Origin of the sequence: Vibrio fluminensis, assembly GCF_015278125.1 — a bacterium.
In the GTDB taxonomy this organism is placed as follows: Bacteria; Pseudomonadota; Gammaproteobacteria; order Enterobacterales; family Vibrionaceae; genus Vibrio; species Vibrio fluminensis.
The window spans coordinates 87,388-94,175 of record NZ_JADILO010000025.1 but is presented as its reverse complement, the minus strand read 5'-3'; the positions used below and the strand labels follow the sequence as shown (position 1 = coordinate 94,175).

Genomic DNA, 6,788 nt, shown 5'->3' with positions numbered 1-6,788 from the left:
AATTCCTTGGTTGGGAACACCCTGCATTTGAAATCCCTGCTGACGTGTACGCGCAGTGGGATGCAAAAGCGGCAGGCGCAGATAAAGAAGCGGCTTGGGACGCGAAGTTCGATGCTTACGCAGCAGCATACCCTGCAGAAGCGGCAGAGCTTAAGCGTCGTTTAAATGGCGAATTGCCTGCTGAATGGGAAGAGAAAGCGAACCAAATCATTGCTGACCTTCAAGCAAACCCAGCGAACATCGCATCACGTAAAGCATCGCAAAATGCACTAGAAGCATTTGGTCAAATGCTACCAGAATTTATGGGTGGCTCTGCTGACCTAGCGCCGTCTAACCTAACCATGTGGTCGGGTTCTAAGTCTCTAGAAGCAACTGACTTCTCTGGTAACTACATTCACTACGGTGTGCGTGAGTTTGGTATGACGGCTATCATGAACGGTATTGCACTACACGGCGGTTTCGTTCCTTACGGTGCAACTTTCCTAATGTTTATGGAATACGCTCGTAACGCGATGCGTATGGCTGCTTTGATGAAGATTCAGAACATCCAAGTGTACACGCACGACTCTATTGGCCTTGGCGAAGATGGTCCAACTCACCAACCTGTTGAGCAAATCGCGTCTCTACGTCTAACACCAAACATGAGCACATGGCGTCCATGTGACCAAGTTGAGTCAGCAGTGGCGTGGAAACTGGCGATTGAGCGTAAAGATGGTCCATCGGCACTTATCTTCTCGCGTCAAAACCTAGCGCAACAACCTCGCTCAACTGAGCAAGTGGCTGACATCGCGAAGGGTGGTTACATCCTAAAAGATTGCGCAGGCAAACCTGAGTTAATCCTTATCGCGACAGGTTCTGAAGTTGAACTTGCTGTGAAAGCGGCAGAAGAGCTAACAGCCGCGGGTAAAGCAGTACGTGTTGTATCTATGCCTGCTACTGATGCATTTGATAAGCAAGATGCAGCTTACCGTGAATCAGTACTGCCATCAGATGTGACTGCACGTATTGCGATTGAAGCAGGCATTGCGGACTTCTGGTACAAGTATGTTGGCTTTGATGGTCGCATCATCGGTATGACTTCATTTGGCGAATCAGCACCTGCCGATCAGTTGTTTGAAATGTTTGGCTTCACAGTGGAAAACGTTGTGAATACAGCAATTGAACTACTAGATTAATCCAATCTAGATGAAATAAAACACCCGCTTTGGCGGGTGTTTTTGTTTACGACGAAGTATTACTATTTAGGAGTGATGCGCTGGTAAAGCGAATCTTTTAATATCGCCCTGCTATGCTTTAGTTTGTTCATCGAAGCGTCATCAATCGGTCCACCTCTCAACTCAAGAACCCGGATTTCTTTATCCAGCGAATTGTACTCTTTGACATCATTGGCAAATGACAAATCACTTTGGGTTAGTTTATGAATAACCTCTCCATGTTCTGGAAACTCATTTAAAAGGGAATGATCTTCTCCTAACATAACGACTCCTTAACTCTAACCTTGGTTTCATATACAACCTGCTCAAACTAACGAGCATTACTAGTAAGTGTAGTTGGGATTATTTGCGAGTGCCGGAGATGCGCCGTTTAACCCCCAACCAGCATGTAAAATTATTTGAGCACCCCAACAACCCTCTTATATACCCCTATTCAACACTTGTAAGATCTAACATTGTCAAAAAAATCATATTTAGATCACTTTGTTACACTAGATTAAACTAATAGCTGTTCTACACTTTTCATATCAGTTGGTTGATTTGGAAAATTCTAATAATGATAAATTGGAGTTCTTGGCAGAACATATCGCTTAAATATAAGCTTTATGGCCTCATATTATTGCCTACCGCATTGCTCATTTATCTTGCAACGCTACAAATTAAAATTATCAATAACAGTACTGAATCGCTCATGAAAGCAACTGACGTCACCAGCTTTCTTCGCGGAGTCTCAGGGGTATACTCTCCCGCGGATTCAGCGCTCTCAACCTCATCTTTAAATCAACTAATACCCAAAATTTATGATTCACAATCAGCTGATGACATTCGAGATGTCGTGCAAAACCTTATTTCAACCAAACAACAACTCAATCAAGACCTAAGTATTGCAGACAAACTTGATAACTTCGAATGGCAGGCTGAGCTCTATCATCAATTGTTACTCAGCCTAGAAAAAAGAGAATTCACCAACATACCAGAGGATGTTCGCAGCAACATTCAAGCACTAATACAGCTTGAATGGATGGTGTTTTGGGCGAATGAAGAAAATCAATTAAGTAATATATTACTTAGTGCCTTTCAAAGTAACGGTGAGTATGACCAAGAGATTCGAGAACAAATAAACACTCTGATCGAGCGACAACAGCTATTCATCGAGCGATTCGTCAATCTAAACGCCAATCCAGAACAGGTAAAGCTGATGATGCAGGCATTTAGCAATACCGCCTTTTTACACAGCCAGGATTTCCGTCAGAACCTATCAAGTTTAGCTAACCTTGCGTCACTCAATAGTCAAAAGACTCAAATGGGTGTCGAAGCCATGAACACGCGTTTAGACTTATTAAACAACGTCGGCGACACGATCGAATTTCAAATCACCAACAGTATTCAAAAATCCATTCAGCAAGCGCACTTTGAACGTAATCTATATATCGGACTAGTCTTAGCTTTGACTGCATTAGTCACCTTTGTCGCATTTAAACTGACTAGGCACATTACCCAAAATCTCCATATGGTTGTTGAGTACCTAAAGTGCGATGATGATACAAACCTAATTCAACTCAGTAAAACAATCCAAAGTAACGATGAATTAGGCCGCTTCGCTCGTGAGGTAGAACGAATTACGATTGAACGGAAACTGGCCAATGAGCGTTTAACTCAAGCTAAAATCGATGCAGAGAATGCCAAAGATGCTGCCATTCGAGCCAATCGTGCAAAAAGTAGTTTCCTTGCCAATATGTCGCATGAAATTCGCACGCCTTTGAATGGGGTAATCGGTATTTCTGAAGTCTTGTCAGAAACCCAACTCACGGCTTCACAACGAGACTATGTTGATACTATCGAAACGTCATCCCAACTCTTACTTAGCTTAATCAATGACATTCTCGACTTTTCTAAGATTGAGTCAGGCATGTTGCTTATTAACCACCACTCAACATCAATTCGTGAAGTCATTTACGATGTCGCTTCTATTGTCGCCCCTAAAATTAAGGAAAAAGGTCTTCAATTACGCGTAGCGATAGACGGACAGACCCCACACAAAGTGCTTGTTGACGATCATCGCCTTCGCCAAACGCTAATGAACTTTATGTCCAATGCGGTCAAATTCACCAGCAATGGGTATGTAGAAATATCAGTAAAAGTTAAAGGCACTTCCAGTGAGCAAATCAATTTAGAATTTGCAGTGACTGACTCAGGTGTTGGTATCGATGCGCAAAAACAACAACAGATTTTTAAACCTTTCGCGCAGGAAGATGAATCGACTACTCGTAAATTCGGTGGAACTGGCTTAGGCCTCGCAATCAGTACTCAACTCGTCGAAATGATGGGAGGCACGATACAGCTAAAATCTGAAAAAGGTCTTGGTAGTCGTTTCTCTTTCAATCTTCAACTAGTCGTTGAACAACAAACATATCAGAAGACAGTTAAGAAGAATAAAATCTGCCTTATCGGTACAGACATTGAAACTAAATCAAATCTAATCGAGGAACTCGAGTTCTACCAACAAACTATCATTGGTAATTATTCTTCGACTGATGAGTACTACAATAAAGCTCCCGAAGATAACCATGTTGTCGTATTCATAGAATCTGAACTAACCAACGTAGTGTCTTCGCAACAAGATCTTAAGACGATCGCAGCCAAAAGACACCTATGTATTGCTCGTCTATTCAATAGCTCACCTTTCGAGTTCTCTTCAGACATTCACTCAGTCATCACTCAACCACTATATGGTCAGCGGTTATTCAATGCTGTTACATCTCGCACAATAGATGTCGTGCAATTAGAGGGCGAATTGTTAGCAGAGAACAGTGCGCATAAATACGTTCTAGTCGTAGAGGATAACGCGGTTAATCAGAAAATTACTGGGTTGCATCTATCCAATGCTGGAATAAACTTTGAGATCGCCCATGACGGCGCTGAAGCAGTACAGATGTATACAGCCCACCCTGACAAGTACTCATTAATATTCATGGCTTGCATGATGCCTATCATGGATGGATTTGAAGCTGCACAAAAAATCCGACATTTTGAAAGAGACATCAGTAAACAAACACCTATTGTCGCTTTGACAGCAAGCATACTCGATGAAGACATCGAACAATGCTATGGCGTAGGTATGAATGACTATCTCGCGAAGCCCTTCAAAGGAGACGAGTTAATCCTCAAAGTTTGTCAACACACCCAAGTCGAGCTTTCACTGCCTACTGATGATCCTCAAATCCAGACAGAGCCCCACCTTAATTCTGATCAACTAGAAAATGAAAATAATAGAATTCTGTTGGTAGAAGACAATACGGTTAATCAGAAAGTTGCATCTCTAATTCTAGAGAAAGCAGGCTATCAATACGATATTGCCGAGAACGGCCAAATCGCGGTCGATATGTATCGTAAACAGAATGGCTATCACCTAATCCTTATGGACTGCATGATGCCAGTCAAAGATGGATTTGAGGCCACCAGAGAAATCCGCAGGTTAGAGCAAAAACAGGGATTAGATAAAACCCCAATTATCGCTTTGACTGCTAGTGTGATTGACGATGATATTCAACGTTGTTTCGACTCCGGTATGGACGCTTATCTAGCCAAACCAGTACGAAAGAAAAATCTCATCGATAAAATCGAAAGTCTCGTTTAGAGCTAGGACAATCGAAATGGAACGTTCAATAGAAAGCCGCAGAATAATTTCTACGCTTATTGGCAGCACGATTCTCTATGTCGCTGCTTTGGCGGTATCACTCCCCTGCTATGCGCTAGCCGCGGAGCAATATGCCATTTTTACCTTGAATAATTCCATCGAAGAAATGTCCGTGTTAAAGGCACGTAAACTCTATCGAGGCAAAACTAAATCAATTAATGGCCAGCGCTTTGAGTTAGCTGATTGGCCAGCAAACAGCACTGAACGCAAAGAGTTCTACCGCTATTTGCTTGGTAAAAACACGGCTCAAATGAACGCACATTGGGCCGCGCTCTCTTTTTCTGGCAAAGCTCGACCGCCCAAGGAGATTTCAGACTCACAAGTAAACAGTTTAATTAGATGGATGGAAAAAAAACCAAACCGCATCGGCTATGCTCCGATTGATGCCATTCCTACTAATGCTAATGTTCTATTCGTTGTAAGTGAGGAAAAATAATATGTCTCGAACTCTCTCTGTTCTGATAGGTTCTTTGCTATTCACTCCCTACGTGGACGCCAATTATGATATTGGAGAGAACTTCGCGTTAAGTGGTTTCGGATCGACATCATGGTCGAAGAGCGACAATGAAATGCCTCTATTAATCAATCGCGAGATTGCTGATTCGAGTTGTTTTGATTGTGATACAACCTTTGGCTTACAGCTGGATTTTTTCTATGAAGCGTTTAAAGCCTCCGCACAACTAGTCAAGCGCCCCCAAGACGAATGGAGTGACCCTGAATTAGAATGGGCATATCTTGCATACAATACAGGTCCTTGGACCTTGCAATTTGGCCGCTTGCGTAATCCGCTGTTTCTTTATTCGGAATATTATTACGTTGGACAAGCCTATACGCCCGCGAGGCCACCAAGTGAGGTCTACAACAGCATACTAGGTATAACCTTCTATGAAGGGGGGAGCATCACATATACGTATGACTTTGCAGAAGAGTATTCCCTATCTATTACGCCTTTTGTTGGACTAGAAGACCGAAAAGAAATTCAGCTGAATGAAACTACTCATTTAGAGCTAAAAACTCATAATATGATGGGTTTAAACCTAACGTTTACAAGCGATAACTCGCGATGGAATTTTTCCTACCTAAAATCAAAATATGACCAAAAAGTCACGTTAACGAATTTTATTGTCTCTACCCCTATCGGGCCACAAACGATACCGACTTACGTAGAAGAGGATCAAGATAGAAGAATTGAATTGTTTTCTTTGGGTGCTGAATACGAGTTCAATAACTTAACATTCACTGCAGAAGCGCAGAAAAATGACCGAACCTATTCTTGGTATATTTTAACTAGCGCGAGATTTAACGCTTTGACACCCTATGTTTCATTCGCCCAACAATATAATGATGACAACAAATTAGATGGCGACAGTATTATGCTTGGTGCACGATATGATCTTCTATACAACATATCAATCAATGCAGAATGGCAACAATTTCGTGCAAAGGAAGGGCAAAACAGCTCATTTATTGACCAACCAAATCATACAAACGCCGATCTATATACTCTAATGATCAACTTTGTTTTTTAATTAAACAATTCCGTGCGAAATTATCTCGTTAAAACCAATATTAAATTGACTCGAATGAAGTAAAAAGCATTAGCTGTCGATGGCCATGTAAAAACAAAATACCCACAAAATATAATGCATTATAATTGAGACCATACTGCACGCATTGTCTTTATTTTAATACTAATACATATAATTTTGGCTCAAAATTTAAACACCCCTTCAATTTCTTGCTATAGCTCGCACAAAACAACCAAATTAAAGTGATTAATTTGATGAGCAAAGCATCCTACCTTAACGTTTACCTCGAACATTAAACTTAATTATTAGCAGCTAGTGTAAAGCCAAACTTTATTACTACCTATTTTT

5 protein-coding genes are annotated in these 6,788 nt (G+C 41.4%); 4 read left to right on the top strand and 1 reads right to left on the bottom strand.

Features of this window, described 5'->3' with window-relative positions; genetic code table 11:
• On the top strand, positions 1–1,175 hold a 1,175-nt coding region (locus IRQ95_RS15805), incomplete at its 5' end, for a transketolase-like TK C-terminal-containing protein (RefSeq protein ID WP_284438310.1).
• A gap of 62 nt (positions 1,176–1,237) precedes the next feature.
• Here the strand turns inward: IRQ95_RS15805 and IRQ95_RS15800 are convergent.
• On the bottom strand, positions 1,238–1,477 hold the full coding sequence (locus IRQ95_RS15800; protein ID WP_194437831.1) for an HP1242/YdcH family protein: 240 nt from the start codon (positions 1,475–1,477) through the stop codon (positions 1,238–1,240).
• Between the two features lie 293 nt (positions 1,478–1,770).
• Between IRQ95_RS15800 and IRQ95_RS15795 the strand changes: the two genes are divergently transcribed.
• The 3 genes from IRQ95_RS15795 to IRQ95_RS15785 are packed head-to-tail and all read left to right on the top strand — an operon-like array spanning position 1,771 to position 6,440.
• A complete protein-coding gene (locus IRQ95_RS15795; RefSeq protein WP_228481448.1) occupies positions 1,771–4,851 on the top strand; it encodes a response regulator in 3,081 nt (1,026 codons plus the stop codon).
• 16 nt (positions 4,852–4,867) lie between these two features.
• Complete coding sequence (locus tag IRQ95_RS15790) at positions 4,868–5,347, top strand: hypothetical protein (protein ID WP_194437830.1); 480 nt, start codon at positions 4,868–4,870, stop codon at positions 5,345–5,347.
• 1 nt (position 5,348) lies between these two features.
• Positions 5,349–6,440: a porin gene (locus IRQ95_RS15785; protein ID WP_194437829.1), complete on the top strand. Its 1,092-nt coding sequence runs from the start codon at positions 5,349–5,351 to the stop codon at positions 6,438–6,440.
• Positions 6,441–6,788 lie beyond the last annotated feature (348 nt).